The organism is Ruegeria sp. AL11 (assembly GCF_056540865.1).
Genome location: NZ_JBQFXO010000004.1, coordinates 61,553 through 79,734 on the forward strand (window position 1 = coordinate 61,553; position 18,182 = coordinate 79,734).

General features: G+C 60.3%; 16 protein-coding genes. 2 read left to right on the top strand and 14 right to left on the bottom strand.

What is annotated here, in order from left to right; translation table 11 throughout:
• Positions 1 to 38: 38 nt before the first annotated feature.
• The 13 genes from ACR0IP_RS07810 to hutI all read right to left on the bottom strand — a co-directional run bounded on the left by ACR0IP_RS07810 (position 39) and on the right by hutI (position 14,928).
• Entirely contained in the window at positions 39 to 1,184 is a 1,146-nt protein-coding gene (locus tag ACR0IP_RS07810; RefSeq protein ID WP_170690500.1) for an iron-containing alcohol dehydrogenase, read from the bottom strand.
• Positions 1,181 to 2,563: an aldehyde dehydrogenase family protein gene (locus tag ACR0IP_RS07815; RefSeq protein ID WP_480524811.1), complete on the bottom strand. Its 1,383-nt coding sequence runs from the start codon at positions 2,561 to 2,563 to the stop codon at positions 1,181 to 1,183. The genes ACR0IP_RS07810 and ACR0IP_RS07815 overlap by 4 nt, the downstream gene beginning before the upstream one ends.
• A gap of 93 nt (positions 2,564 to 2,656) precedes the next feature.
• Entirely contained in the window at positions 2,657 to 4,018 is a 1,362-nt protein-coding gene (locus ACR0IP_RS07820) for a glutamine synthetase family protein (protein ID WP_480524813.1), read from the bottom strand.
• 184 nt (positions 4,019 to 4,202) lie between these two features.
• Positions 4,203 to 4,964, bottom strand: coding sequence for a methyltransferase domain-containing protein (locus ACR0IP_RS07825; protein ID WP_480524814.1), 762 nt, complete (start codon positions 4,962 to 4,964; stop codon positions 4,203 to 4,205).
• Positions 4,961 to 5,581, bottom strand: a complete 621-nt coding sequence (locus tag ACR0IP_RS07830; RefSeq protein WP_170377374.1) for a pimeloyl-ACP methyl esterase BioG family protein — start codon at positions 5,579 to 5,581, stop codon at positions 4,961 to 4,963. The genes ACR0IP_RS07825 and ACR0IP_RS07830 overlap by 4 nt, the downstream gene beginning before the upstream one ends.
• Complete coding sequence (gene bioA / locus ACR0IP_RS07835; protein ID WP_170377372.1) at positions 5,578 to 6,864, bottom strand: adenosylmethionine--8-amino-7-oxononanoate transaminase; 1,287 nt, start codon at positions 6,862 to 6,864, stop codon at positions 5,578 to 5,580. Before bioA ends, ACR0IP_RS07830 begins: the two co-directional genes overlap by 4 nt.
• Positions 6,861 to 7,481, bottom strand: a complete 621-nt coding sequence (bioD, locus tag ACR0IP_RS07840; protein ID WP_170377370.1) for a dethiobiotin synthase — start codon at positions 7,479 to 7,481, stop codon at positions 6,861 to 6,863. The genes bioA and bioD overlap by 4 nt, the downstream gene beginning before the upstream one ends.
• Entirely contained in the window at positions 7,478 to 8,611 is a 1,134-nt protein-coding gene (locus ACR0IP_RS07845; protein ID WP_170690489.1) for an 8-amino-7-oxononanoate synthase, read from the bottom strand. Before ACR0IP_RS07845 ends, bioD begins: the two co-directional genes overlap by 4 nt.
• Positions 8,608 to 9,588 (bottom strand): biotin synthase BioB, encoded by a 981-nt coding sequence (gene bioB, locus ACR0IP_RS07850; protein WP_480524817.1) that lies wholly within the window; start codon positions 9,586 to 9,588, stop codon positions 8,608 to 8,610. The genes ACR0IP_RS07845 and bioB overlap by 4 nt, the downstream gene beginning before the upstream one ends.
• 126 nt (positions 9,589 to 9,714) lie before the next feature.
• Positions 9,715 to 11,397 (bottom strand): urocanate hydratase, encoded by a 1,683-nt coding sequence (hutU, locus tag ACR0IP_RS07855; RefSeq protein ID WP_480524818.1) that lies wholly within the window; start codon positions 11,395 to 11,397, stop codon positions 9,715 to 9,717.
• Positions 11,394 to 12,188 carry an N-formylglutamate deformylase gene (gene hutG / locus ACR0IP_RS07860; RefSeq protein WP_170718505.1) on the bottom strand — a complete coding sequence of 265 codons (795 nt, stop codon included), beginning with the start codon at positions 12,186 to 12,188 and terminating at the stop codon, positions 11,394 to 11,396. The genes hutU and hutG overlap by 4 nt, the downstream gene beginning before the upstream one ends.
• Entirely contained in the window at positions 12,185 to 13,723 is a 1,539-nt protein-coding gene (hutH, locus tag ACR0IP_RS07865) for a histidine ammonia-lyase (protein ID WP_480524821.1), read from the bottom strand. The genes hutG and hutH overlap by 4 nt, the downstream gene beginning before the upstream one ends.
• Positions 13,720 to 14,928, bottom strand: coding sequence for an imidazolonepropionase (hutI, locus tag ACR0IP_RS07870; RefSeq protein ID WP_480524822.1), 1,209 nt, complete (start codon positions 14,926 to 14,928; stop codon positions 13,720 to 13,722). The genes hutH and hutI overlap by 4 nt, the downstream gene beginning before the upstream one ends.
• Before the next feature lie 82 nt (positions 14,929 to 15,010).
• Here hutI and ACR0IP_RS07875 point away from each other — a divergent pair, with 82 nt between their 5' ends.
• Complete coding sequence (locus tag ACR0IP_RS07875; RefSeq protein ID WP_480524824.1) at positions 15,011 to 16,369, top strand: formimidoylglutamate deiminase; 1,359 nt, start codon at positions 15,011 to 15,013, stop codon at positions 16,367 to 16,369.
• A 78-nt stretch (positions 16,370 to 16,447) separates the two neighbouring features.
• The gene (locus ACR0IP_RS07880; protein ID WP_170690479.1) at positions 16,448 to 17,149 is read left to right on the top strand and encodes a GntR family transcriptional regulator; all 702 of its coding nucleotides are present in this window, start codon (positions 16,448 to 16,450) and stop codon (positions 17,147 to 17,149) included.
• Positions 17,150 to 17,167: 18 nt separating this feature from the next.
• Here the strand turns inward: ACR0IP_RS07880 and ACR0IP_RS07885 are convergent, their stop codons facing one another.
• On the bottom strand, positions 17,168 to 18,124 hold the full coding sequence (locus ACR0IP_RS07885) for a LysR family transcriptional regulator (RefSeq protein WP_480524826.1): 957 nt from the start codon (positions 18,122 to 18,124) through the stop codon (positions 17,168 to 17,170).
• Positions 18,125 to 18,182 lie beyond the last annotated feature (58 nt).

An 18,182-nucleotide genomic window follows, 5' to 3' on the forward strand; every position in this document is an offset into this window, starting at 1 on the left:
TAAGAGGCCCGGCGAGGAAATCCGCCGGGCCGTCTCACCTAAAGCGCGGCGTGGAACAGTTGCGTCAGGTTGTCTTTCGTCAGCTCAATCGGATTGCCCCCGCAGGAGGGGTCAATGATCGCACCTTCGACCAGTTCCGGAATACGATCCTCAGTCACGCCCAGTTCCGACAACTGACGCGGGATCCCAAGCGCATTATTGAACTCCTGCACGAAGTTACAGAATCCGTCGAAGCCGCCCTCGATCCCCAGATAAGCGGCAGCCTGCTGGAACCGACCCGCAATGGCGGGTGCGTTGAATTCCAGCACAGCGGGCATGCAGACCGCGTTGGTCGTGCCGTGATGGGTGTTGAACACCGCACCAATCGGATGGCTCATGGCGTGGATCGCGCCGAGCCCCTTTTGGAACGCCGTCGCCCCCATGGCCGCCGCGCTCATCATCTGCGCGCGCGCCTCTATATCAGTGCCATCCGCATAAGCGCGCGGCAGATAATCTTTGACCAACCGCATCCCCTCAAGCGCGATGCCCTGGCTCATCGGGTGGTAATGCGGGCTGGAATAGGCCTCGACACAATGGGCAAAGGCGTCCAGCCCTGTGCCTGCTGTGATGAATTTCGGCATGCCCACGGTCAGTTCCGGGTCACAGATCACCACGGTCGGCAGAACCTTTGGGTGAAAGATGATCTTCTTGGCGTGGGTCTCGGAATTGGTGATCACACTGGCGCGCCCCACCTCGGACCCGGTCCCGGCCGTGGTCGGCACCGCAATGATCGGCGCAATCACATCCTCATCAGCACGGGTCCACCAATCACCGATATCTTCAAAATCCCAAACGGACCGCGTTTGACCCGCCATAAAGGCAACCATCTTACCCAAATCCAAACCCGAGCCGCCGCCGAAGGCAATCACCCCGTCATGCCCACCCGAATTATAGGCCGCGACACCAGCATCGAGGTTCTTTTCATTCGGGTTCGGGTCCACATCGCTGAACAGACCGCGGCCCAGCCCGGCGGCCTCAAGAATATCCAACGTCGCCGTGGTGATCGGCAAATCCGCCAACCCCTTGTCCGTCACCAGCAGAGGGCGCTTCATCCCTGCCGCCGCACAAGCCTCGGGCAGTTCCTTAATGCGGCCAGCACCGAATTTGATCGCGGTCGGGTAGGACCAGTTTCCAACAAGGCTCATGATGTTACCTTCTTCAAATGGTAGGATTTTGGACGGGTCAGGTTGTGATAGCCAATGACCGACAGGCCACCACCCCGCCCTGTGTTCTTGCAGCCGGTCCAGCACAGGCCCGGGTCCAGATAATCCGCCCGGTTCATGAACACAGTGCCGGTTTCGATCTGATCTCCCACCCGCGCGGCCCGGTCCACGTCACGGGTCCACAGGCTGGCGGTCAGGCCGAATTCGCTGTCATTCATCAGAGCGATGGCCTCTTCGTCCGAGGACACTTTCATAATCCCCACGACCGGCCCAAAACTCTCATCCCGCATCACGCGCATGTCGTGGGTGACATTGGTGAGGATCTGAGGCGTCAGATAGGCGCCACCGTCATCCTCGGGGAATGTCTCAATATGGGCCATCGCGCCATCCGCTACAGCCTCGGCAATCTGAGCGCGCACCTCATCAGCAAAGCGCACATTGGCCATCGGACCCAGCGTCGTCTCAGGGTCCAGAGGATTACCCAGCTTGTAGCCCTTCACGATCTCAACCGCCTTTGAAACGAAATCGTCATACAGGCTCTCATGCACATAAATCCGCTCAATCCCGCAACAGCATTGACCCGAATTGAACATCGCCCCGTCGATCAGAGTATCCACGGCGGCATCCAGATCGGCATCCTCCATCACATAGCCCGGATCTTTTCCGCCAAGCTCGGTCCCGACGCCTGTGAAGGTGCCAGCGGCTGCACGTTCCATCGCCTGCCCGCCGCCGACCGAGCCAGTGAAGTTCACGAAATCCAACGCATTTCCGGCAATCAGATCATTGGTCACATCGTGGCTGAGGAAGACATTCTGAAACACATCCTCGGGCAGACCAGCCGCGTGGAACGCCTGCGCCATCCTCTCGCCCACCAACAAAGTCTGGGTGGCATGTTTCAGGATCACGGTATTCCCGGCAATCAGCGCCGGAGCCACCGTGTTGATCGCCGTCATATAGGGATAGTTCCAAGGGGCCACCACAAAGACCACCCCATGCGGTACGCGCTTGATGTACCGCCGAAATGTCTCATCCTCACCCACCTCAATATCGGCGAGAGAGCTTTCGGCTATCCCCGACATATGGCTGGCGCGTTCATTAAACCCACCAAATTCACCACCATAGCGCACAGGGCGACCCATCATATGGGCAAGCTCCGGCACGATCTCATCATTCATCGCACCAACAGCCGCCACACCGGCCATCACCAGATCAACCCGCTCCTGCAAGGACCGCGTCGCCCAAGTCGACCGCGCGGCGCGCGCCCGAGCCGCCGCTTCAAACGCCGCGTTCCGAGATAGCACCTCCCGCTCCGCAAAAACCGACCCATCAATCGGCGAGACACACTTCAACATCTGCCCCATAGTCACTCCATTTCCGAATAAACAGGATCCCTGCTTCATCTGGCTAAAAAATATCCCGGGGAGCGTGAGGGGCTGGCCCCTCACTCCCGTCCTTTACGCGCGCTCAAATCCTCGGGCAACTTCCCAATCGGTTACAACACGCGCAAACTCTTCGATTTCCACCTCAGCGGCCCGAGCGTAGTGATCCACCACCTCATCACCCATTGCGGCCCGCAACATGGCTGAGCCACGCAAAGCACCCAATGCCGCGCCCAGGTCGCCGGGGATCATCCCTGTATCGCCCTGATAGACGTCACCGGTTGCCGCAGGTCGCAACTCTAGTCTCTCTTCAATGCCGGCGATTCCCGCCGCCAGCATTCCAGCCATCACCAGATACGGGTTCATGTCTGACCCGGGGATCCGACATTCCACCCGAATGGCCTTGGTCCCATCGCCGCAAAGGCGGAAGCCAGCCGTGCGGTTGTCTACGGACCAAATGATCCGTGTCGGCGCAAAGGTACCCTTCATGAACCGTTTGTAACTGTTGATACATGGCGCCATGAAATACGTGTAGTCTGGGGCGTATTTCAACAGGCCAGCCAAGTAGCTTTTCATCACATCCGACATGCCCAGCGGATCATTTTCCTCATAGAAAGCAGGCGCGCCGTCTTTCCAAAGGGATTGATGCACATGGCTGGAACTGCCGACCTTGTCGTGATGCCATTTCGGCAGGAACGTTGCCGCATGACCATGCTGCCAGGCGATCTCTTTCACCGCATTCTTGGCGATCGAGTGGTACTCGGCCGTGTCCATCGCAGGCGCGTATTTGATGTTCAGCTCTTCCTGCCCGGTTTCGGCCTCACCTTTCGAGTTCTCAACCGGTATCCCCGCATCCCACAAATGGTTGCGGATCGGGCGCATCACATGCTCTTCCTTGGTGGTCTGGAGGATATGATAATCCTCGTTGTAGCCGGAAATCGGCTCAAGATCGCGAAAGCCGTTTTTGCGGATTTCGTCAAAACTCTTCTCAAAAAGGAAAAACTCCAGCTCTGTCGCACACATCGCCTCATAGCCCATGGCCTTCAAGCGGTTGACCTGCGCCTTCAACATCGCCCGAGGCGCATGCGGCACCTCTTCATGCGTGTGATGGTCGAGAATATCGCACATCACCATCACAGTGCCCTCAAGCCACGGAACCGGGCGCAGGGTCGCAAGATCGGGCTTCATGACGTAGTCGCCATACCCCCGCTCCCAACTGGTCGAGGCGTAGCCATCCGGTGTGCCCATCTCAAGATCGGTGGCCAGCAAGTAGTTGCAGCAATGGGTTTCTTCCCACGCGCCAGCCACGAAATGACCCGCGTGAAAGCGCTTGCCCATCAGACGGCCCTGCATGTCAACAAAGCACACCAGAACGGTGTCTACCTCACCCGCTGAGACCTGCGTTTTGAGATGTTCGAATGTAAGTGTCGCGGTCATTCTGCCCCTCCTTCAATTTCCTGATGGCGGGCCACAGCAACGCCAAAATCTCAAATGCTACCGTGGCGACCTGTGACCGCGAACGCAACAGATCATTGCGACGTTTCGGTATGAGATTTCACAATCTGCGCCTGAGTGCCTGCAAACGCTGAAAAGACGGACGCGAGGTACTAACCGCGAGGCCTCAGACCTGCGGCTTGCGCGCGACGATCCAGACGGGATGATAGCTGAGAGAGACGCCGTTTTCGGTCTGAAACCGGCGTGTGTACTCTGCCTCGAACAGGGCGAGTGTGGATTTGGTCCAGACACTCTTCGCGCGCCCGTTGACGCCGGTCTTACGCAGATGGCGCAGAACGTGGTGCGGGGTGGCGAAGTACGAGGGACGAAGGGCCTCGCCTGTCGAAAGCACCTCCAGATGCGCCCTAACGGCGGCGGCCATCTGGTCAGGGCCGCACAAACCGGGGGCACGGGCCGAGGTGCCGATTTGGTTCAGTTCCCTATATTGTTGCGGCCCAAAGCCCGAAATCACCAACCAGCCGCCAGGCGCCAGAGACCTCGCTGCTCGTTCCAAAAACGCCTGTGGGTCTTCCATCCACTGGATCATCGACGCCGAGGCAAAAAGATCGGCCCTCTCGGGCCAGATCACCTGCCGCGCATCGCCGCATATAAACTGCGCACCCAGTTCATCTGCGGTATGGCGGGCTTCGGGTGCGATATCATTCAGGGTGAGGCCTTCAAAACAGTGAGCCTGACACAGAAGTCGCGTGAAATGCCCAGTTCCGCAACCCAACTCAAATCCGCGTTCAAACTTGGTCGGGGCACCGTGTCGGCGCATCTCTTCCACCAGTTTCTGGGCCACCCAAGCCTGTTGGCAGGCCGTGTCGTGATAGCTTTGAAAGCTACGGCTGAAGCTACGCTGAACCCGGTCCGAGAGTTGCACTGTCATGCCAGCCACTCCGCCCAGCTTTGCTCTGCGCGGAACGGGACATGAGGACCTTCGACAGTTCGAATACTATCAGCATGCGAGGCCCATGCGGCCTGTTGTGCGTTGGTAGGAACGATACGGTCGCGGGTGGGGATCCAAATACGATCAAAACCCGGATCTTCGGCTGGGCCACGGTCGATCACCGCAAGTAACTCGGCCCGAGCGGATGGGATATCCAGTTCGGGAACCTCTCCGTTCACGCCCGCGCGGCGGCAGAATTTAGCAAAGCTGGCCAGAGACAATTGATCCGCCGTTGCTCGGATCATGTCGGGAGCGATCCCATGCTCGACACTTGCAGGGTTCAGCGTGCCGCTGACTGCAACCAAGCGGTCTGGGCGCATCCCCGTTTGGTTCAGCCAATGCGCGGCTGAGGCGACGCCGAAAGAGAAGGCCAGCAAATTCACACGGTCGAACCGCGACAAGTCCGGCAGCGGGTCATCCAGCCGGGTATAACCCTCAACGAACAGAACATTTTCCCCACCTGTGAGGCCAGAGAATGGCGCAGGACCCAACGCCCACCCCCCGAAGACGAGGATCAGATCGGGGTTATTCGAACGTGCCAGCCAGCGATGCCTCATCCAGCCCCTCCGGCGAGATCGACCATGGCCGCGGTGACGCGGCTCAGCTCATCTGGCGAGATGATGTAGGGCGGCATGCAATAGATATTGTGGCCAAACGGACGCAACCAGACGCCGGTTTTGGGGGCGAGGCCATGGGCCACGGCGGGGTCGACACGGTCTTTCATCTCGATCACGCCAATGGCGCCCAGAACCCGCACATCCACAACACCGGGCAAGTCACGAGCCGGAGCGAGTTCGTCCTGCATCTGTTGCGCAATCCCTGTGACCTCGGCCCGCCAGTCGCGTTGGACCAACTGATCGAGGCTGGCAACACCTGCGGCGCAGGCCAGAGGGTTGGCCATATAGGTCGGGCCATGCATCAGCACACCGGCCTCACTTTCGCCGATGCCCTGCGCAACCGCCTCGGTCGCGATGGTGGCGGCCAGTGTGATGTGCCCTCCGGTCAGGGCTTTGCCGAGGCACAGGATGTCGGGCACCACGCCCGCGTGATCCATGGCAAACAGCTCGCCACTGCGGCCAAAGCCCGTGGCGATTTCATCGAAAATCAGGAGAACATCATACGCGTCACACAGCGCCCGTGCCCCCTTCAGCCAGTTCGGGTGGCAGAAATACATGCCACCCGCACCCTGCACGACAGGCTCCAGGATCAGCCCTGCGATCCTATCGCCTTTTTCCTCCAAAAGCTGTTCGAGCGCCATCAACCCGTTTTCGGCGCCATCCTCCGACCAGTCCTGATCGAACCGGATGGTCGGACGCGGCAGAAAATGCTGGATGGACAGAGCGCCCTTGAACAGCCCGTGCATCCCGTTCACCGGGTCGCAAACGCTCATCGCTTTCCACGTGTCGCCGTGATAACCGCCCCGGATGGTGGCGAACTCTGACCGCGCGCCGCGGCCTTTGGCGATCTGGTACTGCACCGCCATTTTCAGCGCGACTTCGATGGCGACCGAGCCGCTGTCACTGTAGAAGATGCGATCCAGACCCTCGGGCAGCATTCCGATCAGCCTGCGACCCAGCTCGACCGCAGGCGCGTGTGTCAGGCCCCCGAACATGACATGCGGCAGTTGCGCCAGTTGGGCCTGCATCGCCTCGATAATGGCCGGGTGACGATGGCCGTGAACGGTACACCACCAGGATGACATGGCGTCGATCATCTGCCCGCCGTCCTCACGCGTCAGCCAGACGCCCTCGGAGCCGGTGATCAGATGCATCGGGCCGGGATCCAGCACGTGAGTGTAGGGGTGCCACAGGTGGCGGGCGTCAAATTCCAGCGGGGTCATAGAGCCCTCCGGATCGCATCAAGGTCGATGTTTTGGAACGCATCGGCCAGGTTTTCACGGGTCAGGTCCGAGAGATAGGGTATACGCCCCAAATGCCGCACCTTGCACATCTGTGCGATGGTCTGTTCGACATCCGGCTCAGGGTCGCCAACGAAGGCAACGCCAACGACATCGCACCTCGCATTGCGCAATGCCATCAGGGACAAAGCCGTGTGGTTGATCGTGCCAAGCGCGGTGCGCGCAACTAGAACCACCGGGGCTTTCCACTGCGCGAAGAGGTCCAGATAGAACACCTGCCGGTTCAGAGGGACCATCACCCCCCCTGCCCCTTCAACGACCAGAGGGCCTTCGCCCCGCGGCAATGCCAGTTGGGCAAGGTCGATCTCGACCCCCATATCCTCGGCGGACAGATGCGGCGAAGCTGGCATGTTCAGGCGATACGCCTCAGGCAGCACCTCGGCCCCCGACAGGGTGCGCACGACGTCGGTGTCGGTTGCATCCTCAAGCCCGGATTGCACCGGTTTCCAATAGGTGGCTCCAAGGGCGGCCGTCAGACCGGCGGAGAATACAGTCTTGCCGACGCCGGTGTCGGTTCCGGTGATGATCAGCGCGCTCATGCGGCCTCCGATTGATATGCGGCCAAGGCGTTGAACAGGGCCGAGATATCGGCGCGATCGACATTGCCGGTGATGGAAATCCGCAAGCGCGACGTCCCGCGCGGTACGGTTGGCGGGCGGATGCCCCTGACGTCGAACCCTTGCGTTTGCAAGCCCTGAGCCATCGTCATCGTGCGCGCATCATCACCCAGAATGATCGGAATGATCTGACTGTTCAGCGCAGCCTCGGGTATCCCAATTGCGCGCGCCGCATCATGGGCATGGCCAATGCGCTGCTGGGCAGCGTCGACCAGACCTGTCTGAGTAGCCAGCGCCGCGAGGGCCGCACGAACCAAAGCAGCATTCAGAGGCGACGGCGCGGTGGCAAAGATGAAGGGGCGTGCGCGGTTGATCAGCGTGTCGATCATGACTTTTGGGCCGCAGATCAACCCTCCGGCAACGCCCAGACCTTTGCCGCAGGTGTGCAGCGTCAACAGAGGACAGTCGAGGTCATGCGCCAGCCCCCGTCCCTGAGGCCCGAAGACGCCGGTCGCATGGGCTTCGTCGACCACCAAAGCGGCGTCCTGTTCCCGCGCCAAACCCGCCAGATCGGTCAGAGGGGCCAGATCCCCTTCCATCGAATAGACGCTCTCAACTGCGATCCAAATTTGGCCCGCGCCGCCCTCGGCCCGCCACTGCCGCGCCTTTTCACGCGCGTCGCCGACATCATTGTGCCGAAACGAACGCAGATCGGCCCGGCAAGAGCGCATGCCTTCATGCGCGCTGGCGTGGACCAGAGCGTCATAGAGAACCAAATCCTCGGCCGCAGGAAGGGTTGAGAAAATCGCCTGATTGGCCTGAAACCCGCCACCCATGAACAAGGCAGCCTCGGCCCCGAAAAAGGTGGCTGCCTCGGCCTCCAGCGCTTCATGCTCGGCGTGATTGCCGCGCAATAGCCGAGAGCCTCCAGAGCCAACCGGAACACCGCGCGCCACAGCCTCTTGCGCGGCCTCCTGTAGAAGCTGCGATCCGGCGAGGCCCAGATAATCATTCGACGCGAAATCCAATCCCGACGCAGGTGTCAGGACCCGGCGGCGATGCCGGGCCTGCAAGGTGTCGAGCATGGATCCGAGCCGAGCAGCAGCCTTCATTCAGCGGCTTCCTGGCCCGCCTGATCGCCGGCTTTCTCGGCCTGTAGACCAAGTTTGGCAAACAGGACCATATCGGTATCCTCTTCGGGGTTTTCGGCCGTCAGCAGCGTTTCACCCACGAAGATCGAGTTCGCACCGGCGAAGAAACACATCGCCTGCATCTCGTCGCTCATCTCGCTGCGGCCAGCGGACAGGCGAACGTAAGAGGTTGGCATCAGGATACGCGCCGTCGCGATGATGCGCACGAAGTCAATCGGGTCGATTGGCTCGGCATCGGCCAAGGGTGTGTCGGCCTGCGGCATCAGCATGTTGATCGGAACCGAATCCGGCGCCGGCTGCATATTGGCCAGCGTCAGCAGCATATCGATGCGGTCGCCCGTATGCTCACCCATGCCCAGAACGCCGCCGGAACACACCTTGATTCCTGCTTCTTGCACCCGGTTCATCGTATCGATCCGGTCGGCGAAGGTCCGGGTTGTGATGACCTCGGAGTAGTAGCGCTCGGACGTGTCGATATTGTGGTTGTAGTAGTCAAGGCCTGCATCGCGCAGCTGCACGACCTGTGTGTCGTCCAGCATGCCCAACGTCATGCAGGTCTCCATCCCCATGGCCTTGACTCCTTCGACCATCGCGACCAGAGCTGCCATGTCGCGCGCCTTGGGCTCACGCCAGGCGGCCCCCATGCAGAACCGCGTCGCGCCGCCATCCTTGGCCTTCTTGGCCTCGGCCAGAACACGCTGCACCTCGATCAGTTTGGAGGCAGGCAGGGTTGAGCCGTTGCGGGCCGATTGCGAGCAATAGGCGCAATCCTCGGCGCAGCCTCCGGTTTTGATCGACAGCAGTTTCGAGGTCTGGATTTTGTTGGGGTCGAAATGCTCACGATGGACGGTTTGCGCCCGGAACAACAGATCCATCAGCGGAAGATCATGAACAGCTTGCGCGGATTTTTTGGTCCAGCCGGAATGAGGGATGATCATTTTATCTATAAAACTTTCGGCAGCTTGCGTTGCGTCGAGTTTATTATCTACAAAATGTCACGACGCAACCCGGCATGCATCACAAGTTCAATATGACGCATCAATTCGCTGATCGCTGACCGAGGTCTATCCCAGAATACCCGGCAACCGCAGCCCGTGTTCGCGGGCACAAGCCTTGGCATCCTCATACCCCGCATCCGCGTGACGCCACACGCCCGAGGCCGGGTCGTTCCACAAAACCCGCTCCAGCCGTTTGGCCGCTGCATCGGTACCATCGGCGCAAATGACCACGCCCGCATGTTGGCTAAAGCCCATGCCGACCCCACCGCCATGATGCAAAGACACCCATGTGGCGCCCGAAGCCGTATTCACCAGCGCATTCAGCAACGGCCAGTCCGAAACAGCGTCCGAGCCGTCCTTCATCGCCTCGGTCTCACGGTTGGGCGAGGCGACGGACCCGCTGTCGAGGTGATCCCGACCAATGACAACCGGGGCTTTTAGTTCTCCGTTGCGGACCATTTCGTTGAAGGCCAGCCCGGCCTTGTGACGATCCCCAAGACCGATCCAGCAGATCCGTGCGGGCAGGCCTTGGAAGGCGATACGCTCCTGCGCCATGTCGAGCCAGTTGTGCAAATGGGTGTTCTCGGGGAACAGCTCTTTCATCTTGGCATCGGTTTTATAGATATCCTTTGGGTCACCGGAAAGGGCGCACCAACGGAATGGGCCGACCCCGCGGCAAAACAGAGGGCGAATATAGGCGGGCACGAAACCGGGGAAGGCAAAGGCGTTCTCAAGCCCTTCGTCCTGCGCCACTTGGCGAATGTTGTTGCCGTAATCCAGCGTTGGCACGCCCGCGTTCCAGAAATCGACCATCGCAGCAACATGTTGTTTCATTGAGGCGCGCGCTGCGGTTTCCACCGCTTTTGGATCGCTTTCGCGCTTGTCCTTCCACTGCGCCATGGTCCAGCCCAGCGGCAGGTAGCCGTTGACCGGGTCATGGGCGCTGGTCTGGTCGGTGACGATATCGGGGCGCATGCCACCGGCCTGCATCCGGCGGTAGATTTCGGGGAAGATCTCTGCCGCATTGCCCAGCAGGCCGACCGATTTCGCCTCACCCGCCTTGGTCCAGCGGTCGATCATCTCAAGCGCCTCGTCCAGCGTTTCGGCCTTTTCGTCCAGATACTTGGTGCGAAGGCGGAATTCGATACTATCAGGGTTGCACTCGACCGCCAAACAGCACGCCCCGGCAAAGACCGCGGCCAAGGGCTGCGCGCCGCCCATGCCGCCCAAACCGCCGGTCAGAATCCACTTTCCGGTCAGGTCGCCGCCGTAGTGCTGACGTCCGGCCTCCGCAAAGGTTTCGTAGGTGCCCTGCACGATACCTTGCGTGCCGATATATATCCACGAGCCAGCGGTCATTTGGCCGTACATCATCAGGCCCTTCTTATCGAGCTCGTTGAAGTGATCCCAGTTGGCCCAATGCGGCACGAGGTTGGAGTTCGCGATCAGCACCCGTGGCGCATCCGTATGCGTCCGCACAATGGCGACAGGTTTGCCGGATTGTACAACCAATGTCTCGTCTTCTTCCAAATCCTTGAGGCTGGCAACAATCGTATCAAAATCATTCCAAGTCCGGGCCGCGCGCCCGATGCCGCCGTAAACGACCAACTCATGCGGGTTTTCGGCCACGTCCGGATGCAAGTTGTTCATCAACATCCGCAGCGGCGCTTCAGTCATCCAGCTTTTGGTGTTCAGCTCCGGGCCGGTGGGCGGATAGATGTCGCGGGTGTTCTTGCGAGGGTCGGTCATGATGCAAGCTCCAATGCAGTTTCTTGGACGGCGTCCAGAATATCGAATAGCCAGCGGCGCAGACGGTCGGCTTTGCGGTCGTCATAGGACCATGGCGGGCGCTCGGTTGTCAGGTAGGTAGATTGCGCCAGTTCCATCTGAATGGCGTGGAGACCCTCGGACGGGCGACCATAGTGGCGCGTCGTCCACCCCCCTTTGAACCGCCCGTTCAAAACAGTGCTGTAGGGTGATGAGGCGGCAAACTCATGGGCCGCTGACTCGATCTCGGGTGCGCAGGTCGTGCCGTTGTTTGTGCCCAGATTCATATCGGGCAAAACTCCGTCAAACAGAAATGGAATGGTGCTGCGGATCGAGTGGCAGTCATAGAGGACCGCAATGCCGTGGATCGCCCTAACCCGATCCAATTCGGCGTTTAGCGCTGCATGGTAAGGCGCGTGAAACGCGGCGAGGCGATCTGCGATGCCTTTGTCGGATGGCGGCTGATCCCAGATTCCATTCCCATCGAAATCGGTCAGCGGAACCAGTGTAGTCGTATTCTGACCGGGATAGAGAGACACGCCCGACGGATCGCGATTGGCATCAATCACGTAGCGGTGGAAGGTCCCGCGGACCGTCGTCGCCCCGGGCAGCAACCCGTCGTAGAGCGTGTGGATATGCCAATCCGTATCCGTCAGCGTCCTGCCCCTCGCGTTCAGCTTGGCTTGAACCTCTGGCGGTACGTGAGTGCCCGTATGGGGCAGACCCAGAACGATGGGGCTATCGCCACGGGTGACCTCAACCGGATCCGTCACGCGCCCAGCTCCGGCATGGCAACACGTGTGCTATGCGCGATCTCACCACTGGAAATCAGGGTCGAGGCTGCCTCAATATCCGGCGCGGTATAGCGGTCTTCCCCCAAAGGCGGCACCACAGCGCGTAACCGGGCCATCACGCCTTGTAGCGTCTCACTAGTGGGCAATGGCGCGCGGAATTCGATCCCCTGCGTGGCGCAGAGCAGTTCGACCCCCAGAATACGCTCCAGATTGGTGACCATCTGACCCAGACGCCGCGCGCCATGGGCCGCCATTGAGACATGGTCCTCCTGATTGGCCGAGGTCGGCGTCGAATCCGTCACGCAGGGATTGGCGAGATGTTTGTTTTCGCTCATCAAAGCCGCCGTTGTGACCTCGGCAATCATCAGGCCCGAGTTCAGCCCGGGATTGGGGGTCAGGAACGGCGGCAGATCAAAGCTGAGGACGGGGTCCACGATCAGCGCGATGCGGCGTTGGGCGATGGCTCCGATCTCGGCCACAGCCAGCGCGATCATATCGGCGGCGAACCCAACCGGTTCGGCGTGAAAGTTACCGCCCGAGACGATCAGCCCGGCCTCGGACAGAACCAGAGGGTTGTCGGTGGCGGCGTTCGCCTCAAGCTCAAGCGTCGTGGCAGCTTGTCGGATCACGTCCATTGCCGCACCGACGACCTGTGGTTGGCAGCGGATGCAATACGGGTCCTGCACGCGGGTATCGCCGTCGCGGTGGCTTTCGCGGATCACCGATCCGGCCAGCAGGGCGCGCATGGTGGCTGCGGCTTCAATCTGGCCGCGATGGCCGCGGAGGCTGTGGATTTCAGGCTGCAACGGTGCCGTGGATCCCATGATAGCGTCCGTGGTCAGCGCCGAAGTAACCAGCGCGCACTGGGCCGCTTGCCATGCCCCAAACAGGCCCGCCAAAGCAAAAGCGGTCGAAAACTGGGTGCCGTTGATCAGCGCCAGGCCCTCTTTCGGGCCAAGCTCCACAGGCGTCAGGCCAGCTTCCGCCAGCGCCTCAGACCCCGGCATGACCTTGCCTCCATATTCAGCTTCACCCGCGCCCATCATGACAGCGGCCATATGGGACAGCGGCGCCAGATCACCAGAGGCCCCGACCGAGCCCTGCGCGGGGATCACAGGGGTGACGCCCTTGGCCAGCATGGCTTCAAGCAGCGTGATCAATTCCAGCCGCACGCCCGATGCTCCGCGCCCGAGGCTGAGCAATTTCAGGACCATCATCAACCGCGCATGTGCCCGCGGGATCGCTGGGCCGACACCGCAGCAATGCGACAGGATCAAATTTCGTTGCAGGGTCGCCGTATCCTCGGCCGCGATCTTGACACTGGCAAGTTTGCCGAAGCCCGTGTTCACGCCGTAGACTGCCGCCTCACCCGCAGCGGCATCCGCAATGCGCGCGTGGGCAGCCTGAATGCCGGGATGGCAGGCCGGGTCCAGCTGCACGGCGCATTCGTCTCGGAACACCTGCTCCAACTGCGCCAGCGAAACAGCGCCGGGTGTACGGGTCAGGGTGGTCAAACTGCGCCTCCGAAAATGCGAGTGTGTAGCGGGTTGTAGCCGATGCGATAAGATAGCTCGGCCGGGTGAGTGACGTTCCAAATCGCCAGATCAGCGCGCATGCCAGTTGCGATCTGGCCGCAATCGCGCAAACCCAGCGCGCGGGCCGCGTTGAGGGTCACGCCTTTCAGCGCCTCTTCGGGTGTCATACGGAACAGGGTGCAGCCCATGTTCATTGCCAAGAGCAGAGAGGTCATTGGGGCAGAACCCGGATTACAATCCGTCGCCAAAGCCATCGGGACCTTGTTCTTGCGCAGCAGCTCAATGGGCGGAGATTGCGTTTCGCGCAGGGTATAGAAAGCACCAGGCAGGATCACACCAACCGTGCCCGCGCGCGCCATCGCCGCTGCGCCCTCATCATCGAGATACTCGATATGATCCGCTGACAGCGCGTCATAGCTGGCCGCCAGCTTTGCACCGCCTAAATTGGACAGCTGTTCGGCGTGCAGTTTGATCGGCAAGCCAAGCTCACGCGCCACATCAAACAACGGCACGAGTTGGCCGGGCAAAAAGGCAATCCCTTCGCAGAAGGCATCCACGGCATCAACCAGCCCCTCGGCATGGGCGGCGCGCAGAGTTGGAATGCAAATCTCACTTATATATGCGTCCGGATTGCCCTTGTACTCCGCCGGCACCGCATGGGCGCCAAGAAAACTGGTTACAACCCGCACCGGACGGTGGTCTTGCAGAGCACGCGCGGCGCGCAGCATGTTCAATTCGGTCTCGCGATCCAAGCCGTAACCGGATTTCACCTCGATTACCGAGACACCTTCGGCCAGCATCGCATCCACACGCGGCAGCGCCTGAGCGATCAGGTCATCCAAACTGGCATCACGCGTGGCCGTTACCGTTGAGATTATGCCGCCACCGGCGCGCGCAACCTCTTCATAGCTCGCCCCATTCAAGCGCATCTCGAACTCGACCGCGCGGTGGCCGCCGTGGACGACATGCGTGTGGCAGTCGATCAGAGCGGGCGTCACCAGGCGCCCGGCGAAAGACGTCTCAGACAACCCGGCATAGCTATCAGGCAATGCAGCCTGCGGCCCAACCCATGCGATTTTATTGCCTTCGATCACAATCGCTGCTGACTCGATCACCCCATAGGGCGCGCCATTCTCCGCCATGGTTGCGGCGTTCAAGTCCTTCAGGATGTGAGTTGTGGGCATTTGATTCTCGCAGTGGATGCAATTCTCTCTTTTCTAGTACATTCCAATATGTTTTATGTCTATCCATAAAATGGAGAGCCGAATGACCATCTTCGCGACGCGCGCATTGCTACCAACAGGTTGGGCAGAAAATGTCAGGCTGGAACTGAAAGACGGGCATATCGCCGCTTTGACAGCCGACGCCAAAGCGCAGGACGCAGATGTCACGGTCGACACCCTGTTGCCTGCGCTCGCCAACCTGCACAGTCACGCCTTTCAGCGGGCCATGGCTGGCATGACCGAATATCGGCGCGCCGGGCGGGACAGCTTTTGGACGTGGCGCGATGTGATGTATCGCTTCACTGAACAACTGACGCCCGATCAGATTCAGGCCATCGCCGCACTTGTCTATATGGAGATGCAGGAGGTTGGGTTCGCCTCCGTCGGAGAATTCCACTATCTGCACCATCAACCCGGCGGCGCGCCCTATGAGCGGCTGGCCGAGCTGTCCGACCGCATCATGGCCGCCGCCATCGAAACAGGCGTCGGCCTGACGCATCTGCCCGTCCTCTACTCCTATGCCGGGGTAGGAGAAGTGCCGTTGGAACCCGGGCAACAGCGGTTCGGCAACGACGTGACTCGTTTCCTCCGACTGGTGGACGAGGCCAAAGCGGCCACCGCTGCACTTCCCGAGGACGTCCAGGTCGGTATTGCCCCACATTCTCTCCGCGCGACCTCGCCCTCGGATCTCAATGAAGTGCTGAGCCATCACAGTGGTTTGGTCCATATCCACATAGCCGAGCAGCCCAAGGAGGTTGCGCAAGTACAGGCTGGTTTGGGCGCGCGCCCGGTCGAATGGCTGCTGGGCAATACCCCTGTCGACAGGCATTGGTGCCTGATCCACGCCACCCACATGACGGATGAAGAGACGCGCGCATTGGCGGCCTCCGGCGCTGTCGCAGGCCTTTGCCCAATTACCGAAGCCAATCTGGGCGACGGCCCGTTCAACGGCGCTGTGTACCTGACCGCAGGCGGAGCATTCGGTGTGGGATCAGATTCCAATATCCAGATTTCACTAACCGAGGAGCTTCGGACGCTGGAGTACTCCCAACGCCTGCGCGACTTGTCACGCAATGTGTTGGTGGTTGGCGAAGGGTCCGTTGGACAAACCCTCTATTGCGGCGCCGCGACGGGTGGAGCGCAAGCGCTGGGTCGCAACGCGGGGCAGATCGCTGAGGGCGCTTTGGCCGACCTTATTGCCATCGACAGCAGCGACCCGGCGCTGTGCGCTTTGCGACCTGAACAGTTGCTGGACGGGCTTGTGTTTGCCGCACAAGACAGAGTGGTGACCGACCTCTGGTCCGCTGGGCGACACAAGGTCAAGGAGGGTCAACACGTGGCACGTGACCAGATCGTGACGCGGTACAGAAAAGCCATAGCCGAGATACTGCCTAACTTGTAACGCTCGGCATCCTCTTTACGCGAGGGTCGCCTGCCATACATATTATGAATAAGCTTATTGAGGAAACGGGATCAGATCGTGACGGAACAGAAGAACATCGGTTTTCAGGATATCCGTGACGAGGTGATCTACCGTATCCAAAGCCGCATCTGGCCTCAAGGCAGTTTGCTTCCAACCGAGCTGGAACTGGCCGCCGAGTTCGGCTGCGCGCGTGCCACCGTGAACCGTGCGCTTCGAGAGTTGGCGGAACAGGGCATCATCACCCGTAAGCGAAAAGGCGGCACCCGGGTCGTCACCACCCCGGTCAAACAGGCCAAACTGCCGATCACCGTTGTCCGCCAGACGATCGAGGATATGAATGCCGAATACCGTTATGCGCTTGTCAGCCGCACGCAGATCGACTGCCCCGCGTGGCTACAGGCCAAGCTGAGCCTGCAGGAAGGCGCACAAATCCTGCATCTGCAATGCATGCATCACGCCGACAACCGCCCCTTTCAGTTCGAAGAGCGCTGGATCAATTTCGATGCCGTACCTCACGTGGTAAATGAGAGCTTTGTGACCACCGGCCCCAATGAATGGCTGCTGTCCGAAGTTCCCTTTTCCAATGCTGAGATCGCCTTCTCGGCGGTTCCAGCCACCGGGCAGTTGCAAGACTTTCTTTCTGTGCCACCCGGCACACCGCTGTTCCAACTGGAACGCACGACATGGTTCCAAAGCAAACCGGTCACATTCGTCAGAATGACCTTCCATCAAGGTTATCAGATGCGGACAACCTACTAACCCTTTGGCCGGACACGATCAGGTCGTCGCAGGCTGTTTTGGCGGATTGACATGCTCGGGTTGATAGGTCGGGATCACTCCGATTGGGGGTTTTTCGCGGATGTATTCTCCGATCCGCGCCAGCATCGGTTTGCGCGGGCAATTGGGACGCGTCGCCGCCCCTAGATCGCGCAGATGGCCTGGCCCTTCGAACGGAATAAAGCAAAGCGGCCAGTTGTCCCGCTTGAACTGCTCGGCCGCCAGGGCGGAAACAATCGTGCAATCGTCAGAGTGGCAGATATGACGGCAGATCGTCTCGAACCGCAAAGCGGTCAGATCAAAGCGCTTACTGATACGGCTGGAGGGATCCTGCTTGGGCAACCGATCTTCCAGCGCATAGCCGAAGCTATGGGGCAAACGGATGAAATCATGCACTGGCACCTCATCGGCAGAAATCGAGGGCAGAGTATGCAGCGGATGCCCCTCGCGCAGCGCCAGAAACAGAGGCTCGGACCAGATCGAGGTGAAATCCAGCGCGTCGCTATTGTTGATCTTGGCCACCAGCGCCAGATCCAGCGTGTGATCTTCGACCATCTGCAACATGTTTTGCGGCAGGTCTTCGATCATCGTCACCCGCATCCGTGGGAACAAAGTGCTGAACAGCTCTGAGAAATACTGCGTTAAATATGGGGCCAGCGTGGGCGTCATGCCGATGGTGAAGGGCACCGCCTCAGGGTCGCGGAACTCGGTCGCTGTGTCGCGGATCTTTTGCGCGTCATTCAGTATCCGGGTTGCGATGTCGACGATCCGCGCACCGCAGGCCGTTGGGCGGACCTCATTATTCAGGCGCAGGAACAGCTCGACCCCCAACTCCTGTTCGAGTTTCTTGATCTGGTTGGACATCGCCGGCTGGGACACGTTGCAGGCTGATGCGGCCTGACTGAACTGGCCGTGTTTGGCGATGGCAATGACGTATTCCAAGTCTCTCAGGTTCATGGTGGGGCAATTCAAACAAACAGCTAGGCCAAGGTACCTGTGACACTACGCGCTGCCC

Coding starts and splice junctions, on each gene's coding strand:
- ACR0IP_RS07810 (WP_170690500.1), bottom strand. CDS start 1,184: ATGAGCCTTGTTGGAAACTGGTCCTACCCGACCGCGATCAAATTCGGT.
- ACR0IP_RS07815 (WP_480524811.1), bottom strand. CDS start 2,563: ATGGGGCAGATGTTGAAGTGTGTCTCGCCGATTGATGGGTCGGTTTTT.
- ACR0IP_RS07820 (WP_480524813.1), bottom strand. CDS start 4,018: ATGACCGCGACACTTACATTCGAACATCTCAAAACGCAGGTCTCAGCG.
- ACR0IP_RS07825 (WP_480524814.1), bottom strand. CDS start 4,964: ATGACAGTGCAACTCTCGGACCGGGTTCAGCGTAGCTTCAGCCGTAGC.
- ACR0IP_RS07830 (WP_170377374.1), bottom strand. CDS start 5,581: ATGAGGCATCGCTGGCTGGCACGTTCGAATAACCCCGATCTGATCCTC.
- bioA (WP_170377372.1), bottom strand. CDS start 6,864: ATGACCCCGCTGGAATTTGACGCCCGCCACCTGTGGCACCCCTACACT.
- bioD (WP_170377370.1), bottom strand. CDS start 7,481: ATGAGCGCGCTGATCATCACCGGAACCGACACCGGCGTCGGCAAGACT.
- ACR0IP_RS07845 (WP_170690489.1), bottom strand. CDS start 8,611: ATGAAGGCTGCTGCTCGGCTCGGATCCATGCTCGACACCTTGCAGGCC.
- bioB (WP_480524817.1), bottom strand. CDS start 9,588: ATGATCATCCCTCATTCCGGCTGGACCAAAAAATCCGCGCAAGCTGTT.
- hutU (WP_480524818.1), bottom strand. CDS start 11,397: ATGACCGACCCTCGCAAGAACACCCGCGACATCTATCCGCCCACCGGC.
- hutI (WP_480524822.1), bottom strand. CDS start 14,928: ATGCCCACAACTCACATCCTGAAGGACTTGAACGCCGCAACCATGGCG.
- ACR0IP_RS07875 (WP_480524824.1), top strand. CDS start 15,011: ATGACCATCTTCGCGACGCGCGCATTGCTACCAACAGGTTGGGCAGAA.
- ACR0IP_RS07885 (WP_480524826.1), bottom strand. CDS start 18,124: ATGAACCTGAGAGACTTGGAATACGTCATTGCCATCGCCAAACACGGC.